Genomic DNA, 22638 nt, shown 5'->3' with positions numbered 1-22638 from the left:
TTAATCAGTTAAGCTGAAATTTACGCTACTCTATGCTCTTGTTCAGTAGAAGGCAAGTTCATAAATTTCGCTAAGATACGTGCAAGGGTGTCACGCATTTCACGACGGTCAACAATCATGTCGATTGCACCGTGCTCTAGCAAGAATTCACTGCGTTGGAAACCTTCAGGAAGCGTTTCACGTACTGTTTGCTCGATTACGCGAGGACCCGCAAAACCGATAAGCGCTTTAGGTTCAGCAACGTTTACATCACCAAGCATTGCCAGTGATGCAGATACACCACCCATTGTCGGATCAGTTAATACTGAAATAAACGGTAAGCCTTTTTCGCTCATTTTCGCAAGCGCAGCACTTGTTTTAGCCATTTGCATTAATGACATAAGTGCTTCTTGCATACGTGCACCGCCTGATGCAGAGAAACAAATAAGTGGCATGTCGTGCTCTAAACATTGGTCTACAGCTTCAACAAAACGAGCACCTACTACTGACGCCATTGAACCACCCATAAACGAGAACTCAAAAGCAACAGCAGCAACAGGAATGCCTTTTAAACGGCCTTTCATTGCCACAAGTGCGTCTTTTTCGCCGCTTGCTTTTTGTGCTTGGGTAATACGGTCAGAGTATTTTTTAGAATCTTTAAACTTTAATACGTCTTTTGGTTCGTGCTCTGCACCAAGTTCTTGACGATCAGCATCGTCTAAAAAGTTTTCAAGACGTTTACGGCCACTTAAACGCATGTGGTGATCACACTTAGGACACACGTTGAGTGCTTTTTCTAATTCTGCTTTATATAAAATTGAATCACAGTCTGTACACTTAGCCCAAACCCCTTCAGGGATTTCTTTACGACCTGACGATTTAGTCGTTTTAGGTAAGATTTTTTCTAACCAACTCATTTGCAACTCTCTTAATGCTGTTCTGTGTCGCAGTCTGTTTAATTGGAAACACTCACTTGTGTTTCTGATAACAAATAAACAGACAGATTTTTTCAATTAAAACATGAATTACCCGCAGACGATATAAAAAACTGGTCTTAGTAGTAGTCTACTAAAGTCTAACTGTCTGAATCAGGTAAAAACAAAGGCCCTAATGGTGTTTTAGGAATGCCAAAATGTTCTGGGTAATCCACGTCAACTAAGTAAAGGCCAGCAGCTTTCGCTGTCGCACTTGCCTTAGCGCGCTCTTTTAAATCGAGTAATTCTTTTAACCACACGGGTTCATGCTTATGAAGACCAATGTCCATCAAACACCCTGTGATGTTTCGTACCATGTGATGTAAAAACGCATTGGCTTTAATATCAATAATCACATAATCACCTTGGCGTTTTACCGACAGGTGGTGAATAGTACGATTTGCTGTATTTGCTTGGCAATGTAGTGCTCTAAACGAAGTAAAGTCATGCTCGCCTATTAAATACTGACAGGCTTCTTGCATTTTAGTTTCGTCTAATGGGTGATGAAAGTGTGTCACCCCTTCACTCATGATAGCGCCGCGATAGGTGTAATTATAAATCACATAGCGGTAGCGACGAGCTGTAGCACTAAAACGAGCGTGAAAGTCTTCGCTTACAGGCTGGGCAAAGCGAATAGCAATATCTTTTGGCAGTAAGGTATTCATACCCATAGTGAACGCGACCATTTCACGCTCAGCGTGAGTATCAAAATGGATCACTTGCCCGGTGCCATGTACACCCGCATCGGTGCGGCCTGCACAAACAATTTCGACTGGATGATTACAAATACGCGACAACGCCGTTTCTACTTCTTGTTGTACGCTATTGACGTGTGATTGACGTTGCCAACCACTGTAACGCGCGCCGTTGTATTCTACTCCAAGTGCTACTCGCATAATGCTCTATTTACCTACTGTACTAAATGACGGGGCATTTTATGCGATCTACGAGCTCAATAAAAGCCACTCGAGTAGATCACATTGTTCTGTTACTCAGATATCACACCAATTCCTTAAGTATTATTGCGAGCTGGTATTAATCTTCTTCGATGTTATCGAGGCCCTTAGTGCCATCTTTAGCACGAAGCTTATGATGGATTGCTGACTTAATCAGCATATAGCCGCTAATAGGCGCGGTGATCAGTAAGAAAATTGAAATGAGAATTTCTTTTACGCTCATCCCTTCATTGGTATAGCTAAAATACACCATCGCAGCAATCAATAACGATGCCATTCCTAGGGTTGTTGCTTTAGTTGGACCGTGTAAACGCATAAAAAAATCAGGCATTTTCACAAGGCCTATTGAGCCTATTAGAATAAAGCAACCACCAATTAATAGTAAGATTGATACAATCCATTCACTCATCATTTGCTACCCTATTCAATAATATCGCCACGTAGCAAATACTTACATACAGCTACCGTGCTAACAAAGCCAAGCATAGCGATTAATAATGCGGCTTCAAAATATAAATCTGTTCCCATGCTCATGCCATACAGAATAATTAAAGCGATGGTGTTAATAAACATAGTATCTAAAGCCAAAATACGATCAGGTACCGACGGCCCTACAATTAACCGCCACACGTTTAGTAATAAAGATATAGCTATCATGGCGTAAACTATTAAAAAAACAGTATCTAGCATCGAAAAATCTCCTTAAGCGGTGCTTCATAGCGCTGCTTAATCGTTTTAATTAACGCTTGTTCATCAGCTAAATCGAGCACATGGATTAATAAATAGCGCTGCTCAATCTCTGCCCCCTCTTCGAGGGACTCAGGAATAGGGTAAACCTCTGCGCTCACAGTACCCGGCGTTAACGACACTGTACTTGCCAAAATAGTAATTGGCATTTCGTGGCTTAAATCCAAAGGCACTTTTATAAAACCTGGGCGCAATTTTTTAGTGGGCCCGAGAATCAACAGTGCCACTTGTAAATTGGCAGTCACAATATCATAAAGCACCAACAATAAGTGCCTAAACGCAAGACCCGGCCTTACAATTAGCGGCTGAGGATCACGAAATGGGAAAGTTATCCACGGAATGGTAATTGCGAAAAATGCAGCTAAAAACAGGTGTCCAGGCGACACACTGTTATTTAACAACAGCCATACAATAAATAATAAAACACTGCGAAATGGTGTTGGCAACCAACGAAAGCGAGCTTCTAAACGCATCAATGGCCTCCTTGTAATACAGTGTTGATGCTAGTGTTGATATCAAACAACTGCTCTGATGTTGCTAGCATATAGTCTGAAATAGGTCCTGCAAATACAACCATTAAAGGTGAACATGCAAGTAGCGCAACTACTGAAATCACTTTAAGAGGATGTGCTTTGGTGCCTTCAATTGCTTCACTGTCTTTATGAGTATGATCCCAGAATAAGCTTGTACCAGCGCGTGAAACCGCCACTAATAACGCCAAACTAGATACTAGGTAAATTGGCCAAAACAACATGGCTTTTTCACTATCTAGCGTGCTCTTTAAAATCCATACTTTACCTACAAAGCCAGATAACGGCGGCATACCAACAACGGCAAGAGCAGCAACTATGAAACAAGCACCAAGCAAGTATGGCTGTGCAACGGCACGACCTGCTACTAATCGGTCGGCAACTTTACCGCGTTGTTGAGCAATTAAATCTGCAATTAAAAATAGTGCTGCGCAAATAATAGTTGAATGCACTAAGTAGTAAAGTAATGCAGCTGTTGCAGAGACATTTTGAATCGCAACCAATGCCACTAAAGTACCTACAGATACAACAACCAGATTCGCAACAAGCTTTCTAAGGTCTTGACTCGCTAATACACCAATACCACCCATAACTATGGTCGCTAGTGCTAAGCCCCATAACCAAGGTTGTGCCATGTGAGCAAGCTCGCCAGCATTATCACCAAATATTACGGTATACACACGTAGCATGGCATAAACACCTACCTTGGTCATAATCGCAAATAATGCAGCCACCAATGGCATTGCACTTGCGTAGGTATTCGGTAACCATAAATGCAATGGTAATAACGCGCCTTTTAAAGCAAATACCACAATTAATAACAAACCACCAATTTTAGCGAGGTAAACATCGTCACCCGTCAATTGCGGGACTTTTTGCGCTAAATCAGCAATATTCAATGTGCCTAGTACACCATAAAGTACACCTAGCGCAATCAAGAACACACTTGAACCAATTAAGTTTAAAATCACATATTGCAGTGCAGCACGTGTACTGTGTTTGTTACCTGCATGCATCAATAATGAGTATGAGGCAATTAACAAGACTTCAAAGAATACGAATAAGTTAAACACATCGCCAGTCAAAAAGGCACCATTAACACCTAACACTAAAAAGTGCACTAATGGGTGGAAAAAGCTCCCTTTTTTATCATCACCTGCACAGCTATAGAGCACTACAACCGCACCAAGGAAACTGGTAAGTAACACCAGTAGTGTTGCTAGTCTATCGGCAACCAGCACAATACCAAATGGTGCAGACCAGTCACCGATTGCGTAAACAAGCGGTGCTGTACTATTAACGTGGTATAATAAGTAAGCACTTACTGATAATGTGACAATCGACAAAATAACCGACGAAACACGACGGATATGTAAGTTTTTACCACATGGCGGCATGAGTAAAATAACACCTGCCAACATCGGAATTAGAATCGGTAAAGAAGCTAAATGCTGAATCATTTTTGCTCCTTCGATGATTTAACAAGGTGACCATCAACATGGTCATTACCCAAATCTGCACGACCACGAATCGCTAAAATAACCACAAAAGCGGTCATCGCAAAGCCAATTACAATTGCTGTTAAAACCAACGCTTGAGGGAGTGGGTCGGCATACTCACTGCCTGTACCAAGTACAGCCGCTTTGTTAATTGTTAAGCGACCTGAAGAGAATAAAAACAGGTTAACTGCATACGACAACATAGTCAGGCCGAGTACCACAGGGAAGGTACGAGCCCGCAATATTAAGTAAATTCCGCATGCAACCAGCACGCCGACGCACGATGCGTACAATACTTCCATTAAATATTTACCTCTTGCTTGGGTGTATCAGCAGTTAATTTACCTAAACTTGCTAAAATCATCAGCGTTGCACCTACAACAGTTAAATACACACCTAAATCAAATACGATAGCACTAGCAAGTTCTGTTTTGCCGACTAACGGAATATCAAAATAATCAAACCAGGTTGTTAGGAATGAACGTTCGAAGAACCAACTTCCAATACCTGTAAACAATGCAATAGCAATACCTGACGCAATAATCTTACGATAATTCACGTCAAATCTGTCTGCAATCCAATGCGAACCATTGGCCATATATTGCAAAATAAATGCAATCGCGGTAACGAGTCCTGCAATAAAGCCACCACCTGGTAAGTTATGACCACGTAAGAAAATATACGCAGACACAAGTAATGCAAGTGGTAACAAGCTTTGTGAAATACTCGAGAGTAGAATTGGGTAACGCTCTCTTGCCCATGGACGCCCTTCGCTATCACTTGCTGGCATAAACAGCGGCAAGTTAATAAGCAGTTTATAAATACCTAATGCAGCAATACCCAATACGGTAATTTCACCTAGGGTATCAAAACCCCTAAAGTCAACGAGAATAACGTTTACAACGTTAGTACCACCACCGCCAGTTTTTGCATTGGCAACAAAGAAGTCAGAAATTGACTCAAGTGGTCTTGTCAGAAGCGCATAACAAATACTTGCCACAACCACACCAATTGCCGATGAGATACCCAAGTCACGCAGAATACGCAGTGAGCTCGATTCTTTCGGAGTACGCTGCGGTAAAAAGAACAGTGCAAGCATCAGTAGCATCACGGTGACAACTTCAACCGTTAACTGAGTCAGTGCTAAATCTGGCGCAGAGAATCGAGTGAAAGCAACAGATACCATCAGGCCTACAATTGAAATCATAATCAAAGATATCATTCGTGAGCGGTGCCAAATAACCGTTGCCAACGCACCAATTATTAGTAAGCCTGCACCTATTGCATTATGGAAATCGATTGGGGTTAACTCGCTTGCTCCTGCTAACTGGCGCATTTCAAATAAAGGCCAACCCGCACACATGAGCACCACCGCAATCATCACAAAGGCATAACGCTGTAAGGAGCCATTTTCGATACGTTTAATCTTTTCTTGTGACCACTTAATCAAGCTATATAAGCCACGCTCAAAGCCTTTTTTAGCATTCAAAGTTGGTAATGACGCTTGGAAGTGGAACAGGTGCTTACGCTGCACATAAATCATCACACCAACGCTTGTTGCAATAAAGCTCATTAACAGAGGTAAGTTAAAGCCATGCCATACTGATAGCTTATAATCCGGGGCTACATTACCAAGCACTGCGAAAGATGCCGAAGCTAAAATATCGCTTACTGCAAAGTGCGGGAACATACCAACGAGTAAACACAGCACAACCAAAATTTCGATTGGTACACGCATATAGCGTGGTGGCTCATGGGGCTGTTTTGGCAAATCAATTGGGTCGCCATTGAAAAACACGTCATGAATAAAGCGCGCTGAATACGCCACAGATAGTGCACCAGCAATCGTTGCTAACACTGGAATTAACCACGACATAGAGCCAAGCACTTGTTGATGTAGTGTTTCGGCAAAGAACATTTCTTTCGACAAGAAACCATTTAACAGTGGCACGCCCGCCATGGCTGCAGCTGCCACCATAGCAAGTGTGGCGGTATACGGCATAAATCGCCACATACCATTAAGTTTACGCATATCACGGGTGCCAGTTTCATGATCAATGATACCCGTTGCCATAAATAACGACGCTTTAAACGTAGCGTGGTTAATAATGTGGAAAATAGCAGCCACTGTAGCAAGCTCAGTGTCTAAACCTAAGAGTAATGTAATTAAACCTAAATGGCTGATTGTTGAATAAGCCAACAAGCCTTTTAAATCATGCTTAAACAACGCGATATAAGCGCCGACCAATAAAGTCGCCAGACCCGTCATCGCCACTAAGATAAACCAAGTATCTGTGCCTGATAGCGCTGGATAAAAACGCGCTAATAGAAAGATACCCGCTTTAACCATGGTTGCAGAGTGTAAGTAGGCACTGACTGGTGTCGGTGCCGCCATCGCATGTGGTAACCAGAAATGAAATGGAAATTGCGCAGATTTGGTAAAAGCACCTAATAGCACTAATACCAGCGCAACTTCATAGAGTTCATGAGATTGAATAAGCGCTTTGCTTGCTAAAATAACGTCAAGATTATAACTACCAACAATATCACCAATAAGTAATAAACCAGCTAGTAATGCAAGACCACCGGCACCGGTAATAGCAAGCGCCATGCGCGCGCCTTTTCGAGCTTCTGATTTATGCCACCAATAGCTAATCAATAAGAACGAGCTAATACTGGTGAGCTCCCAGAAAAACCAAAGCTGAATCACATTGTTCGACATCACGATGCCGACCATTGCGGTCATAAATAGCATTAAATAGCAGTATAGCTTTGGCATTGAGTCGCTATTACTCAAGTAATAACGCGCATAAAAAATCACTAGGGTACCAATACCCAAGATCATATATAAAAAGAGTAACGTTAAACCATCAAGTCGAAACGAGACTTGCATGTTTAAAAGCGGGATCCACTCAGCAGTGTAGCGAATTGTTTCACCAGAAAAGACTGCAGGGGTATACGAAAATACAATTCCAAGGGCAATCAAAGGCGCTAACATGGTCAAAGCAGTGCTTTGGTTACGTGTTAGTTTTGAAGTGCAGGATGAAATAACACTGCCGATTAAGGATAACAGGGGTATCCAGAGCAAAGTCATAATTAGGAGCCTTTTAGTGTCATAAGAATATCAATACCGCTCTAGTTTTAATTAGTTGCGTACTGTTCATTTGGATGGTTAAAAGTTGGCTTCAAAAAAAGCTTACAATGCGTATAGTTATACTGATCAGGTGCTATTTTGTCTATAGGAGACACTCCTATTTGCACAATATTTAACCGCTTTGCATACTAAAATAGCAATAAATAGTCGATTAGTCAGAAAAATTCTGCTCTTTGGAAGCTGTTGTAAACACTGGCTTTAAGCCTAAAAAGGCAAAATATTCAGAAAACCGAACCGGCTTTGTTAAGGGCTGGTTAATTTGTTTTTGCCAAAGCGCTCTGTATTGCTCAGATAACCCCATAGTTTGGTACTGCATAATCGACCAATTAGGGCTAGGTTTATAGGCCTTTTCATTGTCGCAAGCGACACTTTTTTGCCAGCTTTTTGGTGGAAGAACGCCATTTGCGATAAATAAATTTGGAGCGACTAACCCTTGCTGCTTGCACAGCCACTGCTGTTTTTTCTCTGCTAAAGCATATTCATCTTCAAAACCACTAAAGTGCATTAATTCATGTAAAAACACCGCATAAGGTTGCGATGAGTTAATATGCATAATACCGCCTTGAACATTTGCTGCCCCTTGATTCGACATCATCACAATAAAGTCAAAACCTTCAGGCCATTTTTGCTCTGCAGCATTTTGCCAATTACAACTAAGCGCCCCACCACTTGCATCACACTTAAATTTATCGGCTACATAAACAACCTCAGTGAAGCAAAAGCTGTCTTTGGCGGGCTCAGGAGCTTTGCTGTATTGCTGCTTATACTGGTTTAAAGCCTGAATCCCTTTGTAGTGATCTGTCATCATTAAAACATTAAATTTGCACTGGCTGCTTGCTTGTAAAGTCGCTGTTGATAAAGCAAATTGCTGTTGCTTCGCATAAGCAGGGGCAATTTGAGCTACCGGCATTTGTTGTTGCAATAGCCAAGCTTGCTTAGCATTCCCCTCGGGTAACTTGCCAGCTTGGCCTAAACTGCTTATATCGTGCCACTGTTGCGTTTGGACTAGCTGATCCGCTAAGGCTTGCTGCTGCAATAAAGTAAATTCAGCAAAGTAAGGCTGCCACCATAATTTTGCTGCAGTGTAGTCTTGTTGCTGCAAAAACCTAAGCGCAAGCTGATACACGGCATTGCTATCATCGAGCTTTGCCAGCTGGCGAAGTTGCGAGTTACTCAACACTAAATGCTGCAAATTAATAGCACTCGGCGCTAAATGATAGATAGCTGTCACTTGTGAAGGGCTGGTATTTGCGTAATAAAAATAAGCGGGAATAAAACGAGACACTGAGCTTGAAACAAGACCCAAGCTCAGTAATAGAATCACAATTAAAGAAACCTTAGCTTGCGTTTTCACCAGCCATTAACTCAAGCTCTAAACGGGCATATTTGTATTCAACAAATTCATGTACATTGGTGGCAAGGGCAAGCCTAAAATAGTCAGCAGCAAGGTAGTTATCACCAGCTGCTTGATGCATTTTAGCTAGATAGAAATAAGCTTCACATAATCGATGTGCATACTCTTGCTCTGAAGTAACGCCTTCAATAATGCCAGATAAAAATTCAAACTCACTAATGTCACCTAAGTAAAGTGCCAAGAGTTGGTAACCCCACTGTGACTCATCTACACCTTGTGAGTTAGCTTTTAAATCAATTAAGGCTTGCTTTTTATCAGCTTCTGATTGCGCTAAATAAAGCCATAACACACGATAAGGATCGCTGGGTGAACGATTTAAAAACTGTTGTAAATCATCTTGTGCAAGTAATGGGCGCTCACCATAGTAAAGTGCAATCCCACGATTTAAATAGGCGTACTCATGCTGCTCATTAAGCTCAAGTGCAGAATCAAAAAATTCGTAGGCTTGTTCATACTGCTGCATCAGTGTGTGGTGAATACCTAAAAAGTTATATACCTCAGCCAAATCTGGTTTGAGCTTAATCGCACGGTTAAAGTCTATTCGCGCTAACGTCGACATACCTAAGCTGTCAAATAACACGCCGCGATCGTAATAAAGCTTAGCCTGTTGCTCAGCACTTAAATCTGCACGGTTTAACAACTCAGAGTAACGAGCAATCGTAATTTCATTACGAAAATCAGGCGCCAATGGTGCGGTAAAAGGCACATTAACAATAGGGACTGACTCAGATTGTGTGGTGGTTTGGCATGCACTTAAAGAAAAAATAGCCACAGCGGTCAATGCTAAGTGTTTAAAAATCATTAAATTCCTTAATACCTGAATTCTCTGTAGACAAAATCGAAGCGGATAGGTTTCATTAAAGCATAAAAAAAGGGGCTAAACAGCCCCTTTTTCTTATATCCAGCAAATAACTGGTTATTCAATCATGATTAAGCGTCTTTAGACTCTTCTGCTTTTTCTTCAGCAGCTGATTCCATAGCTTCTTTGATGCTTAGACGTACACGACCTTGGCGATCTACTTCAAGAACTTTAACTTTAACTTCTTGGCCTTCGCTCAGGTGGTCAGTCACGTTGTTAACACGCTCAGTGCTGATTTGTGAAATGTGCACTAGACCATCTTTACCTGGAAGAATATTAACGAACGCACCAAAATCAACGATACGAACAACTTTACCAGTGTAGATAGTACCTACTTCTAGCTCAGCAGTTAATTGCTCGATACGCTTAATAGCATCGTTGGCGCTGATGCCATCAGTTGCTGCGATCTTGATTGTACCGTCATCTTCGATTTCAATCGTAGTACCAGTTTCTTCTGTAAGTTGACGGATAGTTGCGCCACCTTTACCGATAACTTCAGCAATTTTCTTCGCAGGGATTTGCATTGTGTAAATGCGTGGCGCGAACTGAGATAACTCTTCAGAAGGTGCTGAAATCGCTTCGTCCATAACACCTAAGATGTGTAAACGTGCTGCTTTCGCCTGTTTAAGAGCGATTTGCATGATTTCTTTAGTGATACCTTCGATCTTGATATCCATTTGTAATGCAGTGATACCATTAGAAGTACCCGCTACTTTAAAGTCCATGTCACCTAAGTGATCTTCATCACCTAAGATGTCAGAAAGAACAACGAAATCTTCGCCTTCTTTAACTAGACCCATCGCAATACCAGCAACAGATGCTTTAATTGGTACACCAGCATTCATAAGAGCTAATGACGTACCACATACTGATGCCATAGACGATGAACCATTTGATTCAGTGATTTCTGAAACAACACGGATTGAGTATGGGAAGTCAGTTAACGTTGGTAATACAGCTGCAATACCACGCTTAGCTAAGTTACCGTGACCGATCTCACGACGCTTAGGTGAGCCAACAAAACCAGTTTCACCTACGCAGAACGGAGGGAAGTTATAGTGCAGCATAAAGTGGTTTTTGTTAGTACCAGTTAAATCATCGATTAACTGTGAATCACGCTCTGTACCAAGTGTTGCAGTAACAAGCGCTTGCGTCTCACCACGAGTAAAGATTGCAGAACCGTGAGTACGAGGTAAAACCCCTGTCATTACGTCTAGTGCACGGATCATATCTGGTTCACGACCATCGATACGCTTCTCACCTGCGATGATACGGCCACGAACGATTTCTTTTTCTAAAGAACCAAATAGTTTACCAACTTCTTGTGTATCTAGCTCTTCGCCTTCAGCAAGCTCTGCAGTTAAAGTAGCAACAACTTCTTCTTTCGCTACACCTAGTGCTTCTTTACGCGCTACTTTGTCAGTGATGCGGTATGCTTCACCTACTTTTTCAGCAGCGATTGCAGAGATTTTCTCAGCAAGTGTTACGTTTTTCTCTGGTGCAGTCCAATCCCAAGCTGGTTTACCTGCTTCAGCTTTGAATTCGTTGATTGCGTTGATGATAGCTTGAGATTGCTCATGACCATAAACAACCGCACCTAACATTACTTCTTCAGATAGTGTTTCAGCTTCTGATTCAACCATAAGTACTGCGTTATCAGTACCTGCAACAACTAGGTCTAATTGGCTCTCTTCAAGCTCAGCTAGTGTTGGGTTAAGTACATATTCGCCGTTGATGAAACCAACGCGTGATGCACCGATAGGACCATTGAATGGGATACCAGAGATAGCAAGAGCTGCTGAAGTACCAATCATAGCAACCATGTCAGGTTGGATTTCTGGATTAACAGAAACAACTGTCGCAATTACTTGTACTTCGTTTACGAAACCGTCTGGGAAAAGTGGACGGATTGGACGGTCGATTAAACGAGCGATAAGCGTTTCGCCATCGTTAGGACGACCTTCACGCTTAAGGAAACCACCAGGGATACGACCCGCAGCGTACATACGCTCTTGGTAGTTAACTGTTAGTGGAAAGAAGTCTTGACCTGGTTGTGCATCGCGCTTGCCTACAACAGTAACTAATACTGAAGTATCGCCAATGCTTGCTAGTACTGCGCCGTCAGCTTGACGAGCGATAGCACCAGTTTCTAGAGTCACAGTGTGTTGACCTAGTTGAAATTCTTTAATAATTGCTTGCACTTAAAAATATCCTTTAAATGTAAAAGCAACTCAGAGCAGTGCTCCGAATTGGTAAAAAATAGTCCATCAAAGTACCAATTACAGTACTTAATTGTGCTTATGAAAACACGATTAAGTACTACAATTGGCAATGATGTTTTTTCAATTACTTAGTAGATTCACCTACTAAGATGTGCGCTAGTATACCTTTCATGCGCGCACAAAAAAAGGGGCTAAATAGCCCCTTTTCTCGTAATCTAGTTCTTAGCGACGTAGGCCAAGCTCTTGGATTAACGCAGTGTAACGTGCAATGTCTTTACCTTTAAGGTAGTCAAGCAGTTTACGGCGTTGGCTTACTTTGCGAAGAAGACCACGACGTGAGTGGAAGTCGTGCTTGTGGCTAGCAAAGTGACCTTGAAGCTTGTTGATATCGAAAGTTAGAAGTGCAACTTGTACTTCAGGTGAACCAGTGTCGCCTTCAGCGCGTGCAAATTTACCGATGATCTCAACTTTTTCTTGATTGCTTAGTGACATAGTAACTCCAAAAATTAATTTAAATTGTGTTTTAGCCGATCACTAATTCAGCCAAAACGATTGAGCGGGGCGTATTCTACCCAGCTTTGCTTATAACTACAAGGTAATCTTTACTCAGGCAGCTGATTTGATAAGCCACGCTTTGATTTTAAGTGACCATCTTTATGGCGCTCACCGGTACCAATGAACACCCCATCAGCCATTACCTTAACTACCCCATCTGGTACAGGCCTACCAATCACTACTGTTTGACCATGACTAAATGCCACGCCCTGCTCTTGGGTAATCTCAATCACAGGTAAGTCAACCAAAGCAGTACCCATTGGCAATAGTAGCTCATCGAGGTAGCTTGAAGGCGCAACATCGTCTGCTTTTGCTTGCTGTAGCTTTTCTTCAAGTTGCTCAAGAGTGACCATTTTCTCACTTGGATAATGGCCAACTGCACTGCGGTGTAACATGATAACATGAGCACCACAGCCAAGCTTTTCACCTAAGTCGTCAACAATAGTACGAATATAAGTGCCTTTAGATACATGTGCCGTCATTTGTACTTCGTTATTAGCTTCATCAAACTCATCAAGCGTTAAACTAAATACATTAATTTTTCGACACTTACGCGGCACTTCAATGCCTTCGCGGGCATATTTATACAAAGGCTGACCTTGGTATTTAAGCGCAGAGTACATCGAAGGGTATTGATCCGACTCACCTAAGAAACTGGCAATTTGCTCAGCTAATTGCTCAGGTGTTACCGATACTTCACGCGTTTCAACCACTTCACCATCTGAATCAGACGTTGTAGTTCGCTCACCAAGTTTGGCACGAACAATATAGGTTTTGTCTGTATCGAGCAAAAACTGGGTAAACTTAGTCGCCTCACCAAAACAAATAGGCAGCATACCCGTCGCGAGCGGATCAAGCGCACCGGTGTGGCCTGCTTTTTGAGCAAAGTATATTCCCTTTGCTTGCTGCAATGCTTTGTTTGATGAAATACCTTGCGGCTTATTAAGTAATAAGATGCCGTCAATAGCACGACCTTTACTGCGTCTAGCCATTAGCCTTTAGTGCCTTCTTCGCCGTCGTCTTCGTCTACATGCTTAGCATTGTCTTCACGAATAACAGAATCAACCAAGTTTGAAATACGCATACCTTCCATCAGTGAGTTATCGATTACAAAACGTAACTCTGGCATGATGCGCGCACGAATGCGTTTACCTAATAAAGAACGAATATAACCCGTTGCTTCATTTAAGATTTTAGCGCTTTGCTTGGCTTTATCTTCATCATCCGTGTTGAATACCGTGATAAATACTTTTGCGTAAGATAAGTCGCGAGATACCTCAACCGCAGACACTGTTACCATGCCTAGGCGTGGATCTTTGATTTCGCGTTGAAGAATAACAGCAATCTCTTTTTGAATTTGCTGAGCAACACGATCAGTGCGAGAAAATTCTCTCATTTCATTTCACTCTAAAATAATAACTTATTGATGTTAAAGAATAAGTTAATTTAATTACGAATGCACAAATGGGGGCTAGGCCCCCATTTAAAGCAATAACTTAAACGAAATTAAAGTGAACGTTGTACTTCAACCGTCTCGAATACCTCGATTTGGTCGCCAACTTTAACATCGTTGTAGTTCTTAACGCCGATACCACACTCCATACCGTTACGAACTTCTTGAACGTCGTCTTTAAAGCGACGTAGTGACTCAAGTTCACCTTCGTAGATAACCACGTTATCACGAAGTACACGGATAGGTGCGCTACGCTTAACGATACCTTCAGTAACCATACAACCTGCGATTGCACCAATCTTAGGTGACTTGAACACGTCACGAACTTCAGCAAGACCAATGATCTCTTGCTTGAATTCTGGAGCAAGCATACCTGACATCGCTTGTTTAACTTCTTCAATCAGGCTGTAGATTACGCTGTAGTAACGTAAGTCTAGGTTTTCTGACTCAATCACTTTACGAGCTGATGCATCAGCACGTACGTTAAAGCCAACAACAATCGCGTTAGACGCTGCTGCAAGAGTTGCATCAGTTTCAGTGATACCACCTACACCTGAACCTACAATCTTCACTTTAACTTCATCAGTAGAAAGCTTAGTTAATGAATCAGCGATTGCTTCGATTGAACCTTGTACGTCAGCTTTAAGAACGATGTTAACTTCTGATACATCACCTTCAGCCATGTTCGTAAACATGTTTTCAAGCTTCGCTTTTTGTTGACGAGCAAGCTTCACTTCACGGAATTTACCTTGACGGTAAAGTGCTACTTCACGCGCTTTACGCTCATCTTTAACTACTGTTGCTTCATCACCAGCAGCAGGGATACCAGATAGACCTAAAATCTCTACTGGAATAGATGGACCAGCAGACTTAATGTCTTGTCCGTTCTCATCTTTCATCGCACGTACACGGCCATATTCAAGACCACAAAGTACGATATCACCTTGGTTAAGCGTACCAGACTGAACTAGGATTGAAGCAACTGGACCACGACCTTTATCAAGACGCGATTCAATTACAACACCTGCAGCCATACCTTCAGCTGGCGCAGTTAGCTCAAGTAGCTCAGCTTGCATTAATACTGCTTCAAGTAGGTCATCAATACCTAAACCTGTTTTCGCAGAGATATGCACAAACTGTGTTTCACCACCCCACTCTTCTGGGATAACATCTAATTGTGCTAGCTCGTTCTTAACGCGATCTGGGTCGATGCCTTCTTTATCCATCTTGTTTACTGCGATGATTAAAGGAACGCCTGCAGCACGGGCGTGCTGAACCGCTTCTTTAGTCTGTGGCATTACACCATCATCGGCTGCAACAACAAGAATTACAATATCCGTAGCTTTAGCACCACGAGCACGCATTGATGTAAACGCGGCGTGACCTGGCGTATCTAAGAATGTGATCATATGACCATTTGTTTCAACGTGATATGCACCAATGTGCTGAGTAATACCACCGGCTTCACCAGAAGCAACTTTTGCTGAACGAATGTAATCAAGTGTTGACGTTTTACCGTGGTCAACGTGACCCATTACTGTCACAACCGGTGCACGAGGAATGGCTTTACCTTCTTCGCTACGGTCGTTTAGTACTTTCTCTTCTAATTCATTTTCTTTAACAATGATAACCTTGTGACCCATTTCTTCAGCAACAAGCTGTGCTGTTTCTTGGTCAATCACTTGGTTAATGGTAACCATGTCACCCATCTTCATCATTGTTTTAACAACTTCAGCACCTTTAACTGCCATACGTGATGCAAGCTCAGCAACAGTGATTGTTTCACTGATACGAACTTCATTTTTCACGTCAGCGGTTGGTTTTTGGAAACCATGTTGTAAAGAAGTTGGTGCTTTTAGCTTGCCTTTCTTACCTTTAGGACCGGCAGCCTGTTTATCTTTTTGAGGTCCTTTTTTCTTTTTCTTACGACGAGCGCTATGCTCTTCACGTGCGTCAGATTCATCTTCTGCTTCACGTGCGTAAGTTGAAGTCGTAAGGTGGTGATCAGCGCTTTCTTCACGCTTCTTACGCTCTTCTTCTTCCTTTTTCCAGCGAGCTTCATTTTCTTCAGCTAGCTTTCTTGCCTCTTCTGCTTGACGTTTCGCTTCTTCTTCAGCTTTTCTCAATGCGGCCTCTTCTGCTTCTTTTTGCAGACGCTCAGCTTCGGCGCGATCTTGTTCAGACTTAGCACTTTGCTCTGGGGTCATCTGCTTCTGTTTCGCTTTACGCTCAGCTTCAGCTTTACGTTTAGCCTCTTCTTTGGCTTTACGCTCAGCTTCTTCTTTCGCTTTGCGTTCTGCCTCTTGTTTCGCTTTTAGCTCTTCAGCTTCTTGCTGGGCTTTAAGCTCTGCTGCTTTACGTGCAGCTTCTTCTGCAGCTAAACGCTCTTCTTCTTGCTGTTGCTCAATGGCGCTTTTCTTGACGTAAGTACGTGTTTTACGTACTTCAACTTGCACAGACTTTGCTTTACCTGTTGAGCCAGTCACACTTAGAGTGCTCTTGCTTTTACGTTGCAAAGTCATGCGAGCAGGGCCTTCAGACCCTGTACCGCCGTGCTGCTTGCTTAAGTGATCAAGTAATGTTGACTTTTCAGCCTCCGTTACCATATCACCTGCTTTTTTAGATATACCGGCTTGCTCAAGCTGCTGTAATAACTTATCAACAGTTGTACCAATATCTCCGGCTAGTTTTTCAACATTTACTTCTGCCATAGTGTGTAATACCTCCGTTAATAAATTACTCGTCTGCGAACCAACAAATGTTACGCGCAGCCATAATTAGCTTACCAGCTTCTTCTTCTGATAGCTCAGTGATGTCTACTAACTCATCAATACCTTGCTCAGCTAAGTCTTCAAGTGTTACTACACCTTTGCTTGCCATAACAAATGCAAGATGACGCTCTAAGCCCTCAAGTGCTAGTAGGTCTTCTGCAGGTTCAGCACCTTCTAAACTTTCTTCCGTTTTAAGCGCTTTAGTTGTTAATGCGTCTTTTGCACGTGAACGTAAGATATCAACTGTTTCTTCATCTAAACCGTCGATTTCTAGGAATTCCGATGCAGGAACGTAAGCAACTTCTTCAAGTGTTGAGAAACCTTCGTTGATAAGTAATGTTGCAAACTCATCATCGATATCTAGGTATTCAGTGAATAAGTTAATTAGCTTGTCTGATTCAGCTTCGTTCTTCGCACGCATGTCATCAACTGTCATTACGTTTAATTCCCAACCAGTTAACTGGCTAGCAAGACGAACATTTTGACCGTTACGACCAATTGCTTGTGCTAGATTATCTGCTTCAACAGCAATATCCATTGAATGAGTATCTTCGTCCATTACGATTGACGCAACTTCTGCTGGCGCCATTGCATTGATAACGAATTGTGCTGGGTTATCATCGTAAAGAACGATATCAACACGCTCACCACCAAGCTCAGTTGAAACAGCTTGTACTCGAGCACCACGCATACCAACACACGCACCCACTGGGTCGATACGTTTATCGTTAGATTTTACTGCGATTTTTGCACGAGAACCTGGATCACGTGCTGCAGCACGTAATTCAATCATCTCTTCGCCAATTTCAGGTACCTCAATGCGGAATAACTCCATTAGCATTTCAGGTTTAGAACGCGTTACAAATAATTGCGCGCCACGAGCTTCCGGCTTAACTTCGTAAAGTAAACCACGGATACGGTCACCTGGACGGAAGTTCTCACGTGGTAACATATCATCACGGTAGATAACCGCTTCAGCATTGTTACCAAGGTCAAGTACGATTGCATCACGTGTTGCTTTTTTAACAACACCAGTTACCAATTCGCCTTGTTGATCTTTATATTCTTCAACAACTAAAGCACGCTCAGCTTCACGTACTTTTTGTACGATAACTTGCTTTGCCATTTGTGTCGTAATACGGTCGAACTTGATTGACTCAATTTGTTCTTCGACGTAATCACCTAGTTGTAAGTTTTCGTCTTCAACTTGTGCTGCTTCAAGCGTGATTTCGCTGTATGGATGTTCTAAAGAACCATCTTCAAGAACTTCAGCGATTTTCCAGCGACGGAACGTGTCGTAATCACCAGTTTTACGATCGATTGATACGCGAACGTCAATTTCGCCATCGTGTTTTTTCTTTGTTGCAGTCGCTAATGCGAACTCTAACGCTTCAAAAATCTTTTCTTTTGGAACCGCTTTCTCATTGGAGACGGCTTCAGCAACCAATAATATTTCTTTTGCCATGGGTTATGCCTCGCTTGCCCTATTCCTTCGCACTCGAATTAAAACTTTGCGATGATGTTCGCACGTTCAATGTTACTGATCATAATCATATGCTCAGTGCCATCTGCTGAAAGTGTGATCATATCACTGCTAACTGATACTAAATCGCCTTTAAAGTTACGACGACCATCTTGCGGAAGCTTAGTACGCACGCGTACTTCTTCTCCTTGCGCCTTCTCGTAGTGATCTTGTTTGAATAATGGACGATCAACACCAGGAGACGAAACTTCCAAATCATATTCATTTGTAATTGGGTCTTCGACATCTAAAATTGCGCTAACTTGACGACTAACGTCGGCACAATTGTCAACCGTAATCCCTGCATCGTGATCGATATAAACACGTAATGTAGAGTGGCGACCAGCTTGCACAAACTCAAGACCATGTAACTCAAAGCCTAACATTTCAACGGCCGGTGAGAGCATGGCTACTAAATCTTGCTCAAGTTTTGTCACGAAAATCCTCCATACAAACAAAAAAAGGGCATATAGCCCTGAAATACTGAGTTTAATAATGATTTAAAATCACCGCCAAGCAGATACAACAACGCCCCGAACCAAGCGGGGCGTCACACCTAAAGCATAAAACTGTGTGGCCTAGGGCCAAGCTTGGTTGCGAGTCAATTACCTGACCAAATTAAACTAGATAGCCTAAACGCAAAACGCGCATTACCAGAATGCGCGACTTCATACAGTAAAAATTACTGTGCATACTAAGTACACTTACAATGCCTTAGCATGTATTTGGTTGCGGGAGCCGGATTTGAACCGACGACCTTCGGGTTATGAGCCCGACGAGCTACCAGGCTGCTCCATCCCGCGCCAATAGATATTAAAAGTAACTTAATATCATCTAATCGAGTGCAAAACACCTCAATTCAATGGCGGCCATTATAAGCATGTAGCGCTCAATTAGCAACCTTCCAGCATGAATTAGTTAGACTATTTTTTGCCTAAAAAATTTATGACAACCTTATCATAAATTTTCCAAAACTGGAAATTCTTGTCTATATTTAATCAAATAATAAGAACAACCTATAGCCTCGGCTATTAAGCGATGTACTATGAGTCTATCTTCATTTCAAAAAAGACTGTTACTACAAGACATTGAATTGCTAAAACCTGATTTTCATCAGTATACAAGCGCCTATCATCGCAATCTTAGTTCATATAAGTTAACTATGGTGGTGCCAGATCATGAAAGCATAACTAAGCGCAGTTATATCTTGTATTGTGCTTTGAATAAGATAATCAGTCATCTTGATGACTTACATCAAGTCACACCATTTATCCATTACTTAGCAAATAACCTAAGCTTTTTAAAAGTATCCTTTAACGATATCGATTCGCTTTGCAGAGCCTTTATCGAAACCCGCAAATCATACATTCACCCAATTGACTCTCAATTGCATCGCGCTTGGCTGCAAGCTACGAGAGTGTTTGCAAATATTGTCAAAAGTTACTTGTTTTCTTATTCAAATGTGGTGTCTTTTAGCGCGTATTGTCCCGCACGATTAAGTTCATAGCTTCGTTAACTCGCTGTTGAGTCTGTCGATTTGTTTTTGCTCAATAGCGATAAGAGTATTAAAGCGACTAGTTAGAGCTGTCATTTTGTCTGCTAATGCATTGTCGCTATTTGCATCAGCTAAATTGCGAGGGCGGCTACTTAGTTGTTGCTCAAGCTCTGACATTTGCATGTTAAGCTCAGCTTGATAGGTATCTATTTTATTCTCGTGCTCTGAAATTTTACGCATAATCTGTTTTGAGCGAATAAAACTAGCGACCTCATTATTGGCAACCTTGTTAGCATATGATGTTAAGGTGTACTTTTCAGCCATGAGCCTATCAATACTACGCTGCTCGCCGTTAATAAGTAGGCCGTAACGCTCAGATGCGGCGCTCATCTGTTTGGCAATGGCTGCCTGTTTCTTAGCACCCACCAAGTTACGCAGCTGAGAATCAGATTGCTCAGATAAGGCCGCAATTTCCCTGTTCATTTTGAGCTTAAATGTATCAATTTTATTGTTATGTTCTGCAATTTTCGCATCAATTTGCTTTAAGCGGATATAACGCTCGACTTCCGCGGAATCTTTATCTGTTGATGTTTGTGCATCATTATTTGAAGTATACGAAAGGTGTGGCCTTTGCTCTTTAATAGTAATCAACTTTGCATCTTTGCCACAAGGTTGTTGGCTAAACTCAGCAACACCATTTTTCTCACAGTGATAAACAGTGCTGTGCGCCAAAGGGCAAACTAGTAGGCTTATAAATAGTAAATGTAAGTTAATTTTCATGTCGTACCATCCCTAGTTTATTACTCATTAATTATGCCATTAATATACCTTTTTTATAGACTATATTAATCGATCTATCTTAGTGTTTGTTTCGTAACACCTTAGATTACTTGCTGCAAAGGTAATTAAAAGTGCAATACACCACCTTAAGATTTATTTTTGGCGACCAACTTAATGCAAGCCACAGTTGGTTTAAAGATAAATCACAACCAGACACACTGTATGTCATCGCCGAATTAAAACAAGAAACCGACTATGTAAAACATCACCTACAAAAAGTGGCCGCTTTCTTTGCTGCAATGGAAAACTTTGCTAATGCACTTACAAAAGCAAATTTAAACTGCCTACATCTAACACTTGATGACACAAAAAATGATGCTACATTACCTGATCTACTCACCCGTTTAGCAAAGCACTATCGATGCCAAAATATTGAGTATCAATATCCAGACGAATACCGCCTCAAAAAGCAACTTGTAGAATTTTCAAAGCAGAGCGAATTTAATGTTAATGCCGTTGACTCGGAGCATTTTCTACTACCTTTCGATGATATTGACCAGTATTTTAAGCAAGATAAGCCAGTTAAAATGGAGTTTTTTTATCGTGCTATGCGTAAGCGATTTAATATATTAATGGACGATAATAACCAACCTCGTGGTGGGAAATGGAATTTTGATCAGCAAAACAGAAATAAGTTAAAACCGAGTGATCTTAAAGAAATCCCAGAACCTTTGTGTTTTGGTCATGATATTAGCCAAACCCTCAAACGGATAGAAAAGCACAAAGTAAACACCTTTGGCGAGTGTAGCAATACTCTCATTTGGCCAACCACTCGTTCTGAAGCAAAACAATTGCTCGATTTTTTCTGTGAACATTTGCTTGTTAATTTTGGTCAATTTCAAGATGCCATGACATGCCAGTCAAAGTATCAATGGTCTTTGTATCACAGCCGTTTATCGTTTGCCCTCAATACTAAAATGTTGCACCCAATGCAGGTCATAGAACAAGTGTTAACGAGCTTTGAAAAGCAACATATTGATATTGCGCAAGTGGAAGGCTTTATTCGGCAAATTCTCGGCTGGCGTGAATATGTACGTGGGATTTATTGGCAAAATATGCCTGATTACGCAAGCAAAAATGCCTTAAATGCCAAGCGTGCCCTACCCGATTACTTTTGGCACGGCAAAACGAACATGAATTGTATGCACCATGCTATTTCACAAAGCCTGCAAACGGCTTATGCACACCACATACAACGTTTAATGATAACCGGTAACTTTTGCTTATTAACCGCTATTGAGCCAAGCGAAGTAGATGAATGGTATCTAGGCATTTATATCGATGCCATAGAATGGGTTGAAATGCCAAACACTCGTGGCATGAGTCAATTTGCTGATGGTGGCTTAATTGCCACTAAGCCTTACGCTGCCAGTGGTAATTACATCAACAAAATGAGTGATTATTGCAAACACTGTCACTACAACATTAAAGAAAAAGCGACTGATGATGCATGTCCGTTTAACAGTTTATATTGGCATTTTATGTTAGAGCATAAACAGCAACTATCACAAAACCCACGGATTGGTATGATTTATAACAACTGGTATAAGCAAGATGAATCTGTTAGGCAAGCCACACTCAAACGGGCTAACTGGTGCTTGGATAATTTAGAAAAGCTTTAACAACAAAAAAGCCGCCTCAAATGAGGCGGCAAAACTAACTAGGGGA

19 protein-coding genes and 1 tRNA gene are annotated in these 22638 nt (G+C 41.7%); 1 reads left to right on the top strand and 19 read right to left on the bottom strand.

All coding sequences use genetic code 11. The annotated features are described in order from the left end of the window. Positions 1–20: 20 nt before the first annotated feature. The 19 genes from HYD28_07755 to HYD28_07665 form a co-directional block, all read right to left on the bottom strand. Positions 21–896 (bottom strand): acetyl-CoA carboxylase carboxyltransferase subunit beta, encoded by an 876-nt coding sequence (locus HYD28_07755; protein QLE08878.1) that lies wholly within the window; start codon positions 894–896, stop codon positions 21–23. Between the two features lie 158 nt (positions 897–1054). Beyond that, positions 1055–1849 carry a tRNA pseudouridine(38-40) synthase TruA gene (truA, locus tag HYD28_07750; GenBank protein ID QLE08877.1) on the bottom strand — a complete coding sequence of 265 codons (795 nt, stop codon included), beginning with the start codon at positions 1847–1849 and terminating at the stop codon, positions 1055–1057. 139 nt (positions 1850–1988) lie between these two features. Next, complete coding sequence (locus HYD28_07745) at positions 1989–2321, bottom strand: Na+/H+ antiporter subunit G (GenBank protein ID QLE08876.1); 333 nt, start codon at positions 2319–2321, stop codon at positions 1989–1991. 8 nt (positions 2322–2329) lie between these two features. Then, positions 2330–2599: a K+/H+ antiporter subunit F gene (locus HYD28_07740; GenBank protein ID QLE08875.1), complete on the bottom strand. Its 270-nt coding sequence runs from the start codon at positions 2597–2599 to the stop codon at positions 2330–2332. After that, entirely contained in the window at positions 2593–3129 is a 537-nt protein-coding gene (locus tag HYD28_07735; protein ID QLE08874.1) for a Na+/H+ antiporter subunit E, read from the bottom strand. The genes HYD28_07740 and HYD28_07735 overlap by 7 nt, the downstream gene beginning before the upstream one ends. Continuing rightward, positions 3129–4646: a monovalent cation/H+ antiporter subunit D gene (locus HYD28_07730; GenBank protein QLE08873.1), complete on the bottom strand. Its 1518-nt coding sequence runs from the start codon at positions 4644–4646 to the stop codon at positions 3129–3131. Before HYD28_07730 ends, HYD28_07735 begins: the two co-directional genes overlap by 1 nt. Then, a complete protein-coding gene (locus HYD28_07725) occupies positions 4643–4987 on the bottom strand; it encodes a Na+/H+ antiporter subunit C (GenBank protein QLE08872.1) in 345 nt (114 codons plus the stop codon). The genes HYD28_07730 and HYD28_07725 overlap by 4 nt, the downstream gene beginning before the upstream one ends. Next, the gene (locus tag HYD28_07720; GenBank protein QLE08871.1) at positions 4987–7779 is read right to left on the bottom strand and encodes a monovalent cation/H+ antiporter subunit A; all 2793 of its coding nucleotides are present in this window, start codon (positions 7777–7779) and stop codon (positions 4987–4989) included. Before HYD28_07720 ends, HYD28_07725 begins: the two co-directional genes overlap by 1 nt. Before the next feature lie 211 nt (positions 7780–7990). Further along, positions 7991–9163, bottom strand: a complete 1173-nt coding sequence (locus HYD28_07715; protein ID QLE08870.1) for a hypothetical protein — start codon at positions 9161–9163, stop codon at positions 7991–7993. 13 nt (positions 9164–9176) lie between these two features. After that, positions 9177–10055, bottom strand: a complete 879-nt coding sequence (nlpI, locus tag HYD28_07710) for a lipoprotein NlpI (GenBank protein QLE08869.1) — start codon at positions 10053–10055, stop codon at positions 9177–9179. Positions 10056–10183: 128 nt separating this feature from the next. Beyond that, positions 10184–12313 carry a polyribonucleotide nucleotidyltransferase gene (pnp, locus tag HYD28_07705; protein QLE08868.1) on the bottom strand — a complete coding sequence of 710 codons (2130 nt, stop codon included), beginning with the start codon at positions 12311–12313 and terminating at the stop codon, positions 10184–10186. A 243-nt stretch (positions 12314–12556) separates the two neighbouring features. Then, positions 12557–12826, bottom strand: coding sequence for a 30S ribosomal protein S15 (gene rpsO, locus HYD28_07700; GenBank protein QLE08867.1), 270 nt, complete (start codon positions 12824–12826; stop codon positions 12557–12559). 110 nt (positions 12827–12936) lie between these two features. Beyond that, the gene (truB, locus tag HYD28_07695) at positions 12937–13881 is read right to left on the bottom strand and encodes a tRNA pseudouridine(55) synthase TruB (GenBank protein ID QLE08866.1); all 945 of its coding nucleotides are present in this window, start codon (positions 13879–13881) and stop codon (positions 12937–12939) included. Further along, positions 13881–14285, bottom strand: a complete 405-nt coding sequence (gene rbfA / locus HYD28_07690) for a 30S ribosome-binding factor RbfA (protein ID QLE08865.1) — start codon at positions 14283–14285, stop codon at positions 13881–13883. The genes truB and rbfA overlap by 1 nt, the downstream gene beginning before the upstream one ends. A gap of 110 nt (positions 14286–14395) precedes the next feature. Then, complete coding sequence (infB, locus tag HYD28_07685) at positions 14396–17053, bottom strand: translation initiation factor IF-2 (GenBank protein ID QLE08864.1); 2658 nt, start codon at positions 17051–17053, stop codon at positions 14396–14398. A gap of 25 nt (positions 17054–17078) precedes the next feature. Next, a complete protein-coding gene (nusA, locus tag HYD28_07680) occupies positions 17079–18578 on the bottom strand; it encodes a transcription termination/antitermination protein NusA (protein QLE08863.1) in 1500 nt (499 codons plus the stop codon). A gap of 38 nt (positions 18579–18616) precedes the next feature. Continuing rightward, positions 18617–19072, bottom strand: a complete 456-nt coding sequence (gene rimP / locus HYD28_07675; protein QLE08862.1) for a ribosome maturation factor RimP — start codon at positions 19070–19072, stop codon at positions 18617–18619. Between the two features lie 289 nt (positions 19073–19361). Then, positions 19362–19438 (bottom strand) — tRNA-Met (locus HYD28_07670). A 698-nt stretch (positions 19439–20136) separates the two neighbouring features. After that, positions 20137–20910 (bottom strand): DUF4124 domain-containing protein, encoded by a 774-nt coding sequence (locus HYD28_07665; GenBank protein ID QLE08861.1) that lies wholly within the window; start codon positions 20908–20910, stop codon positions 20137–20139. A 131-nt stretch (positions 20911–21041) separates the two neighbouring features. On the opposite strand from HYD28_07665, the gene HYD28_07660 reads away from it, so the two are divergent. Further along, on the top strand, positions 21042–22592 hold the full coding sequence (locus HYD28_07660; protein ID QLE08860.1) for a cryptochrome/photolyase family protein: 1551 nt from the start codon (positions 21042–21044) through the stop codon (positions 22590–22592). Positions 22593–22638: the final 46 nt, after the last annotated feature.

This window comes from Pseudoalteromonas shioyasakiensis (assembly GCA_013391845.1).
GTDB classification, from domain to species: Bacteria; Pseudomonadota; Gammaproteobacteria; order Enterobacterales; family Alteromonadaceae; genus Pseudoalteromonas; species Pseudoalteromonas apostichopi.
Note: the sequence above shows the minus strand (reverse complement) of the source record. Positions and strands in the feature narration are given on the sequence as shown.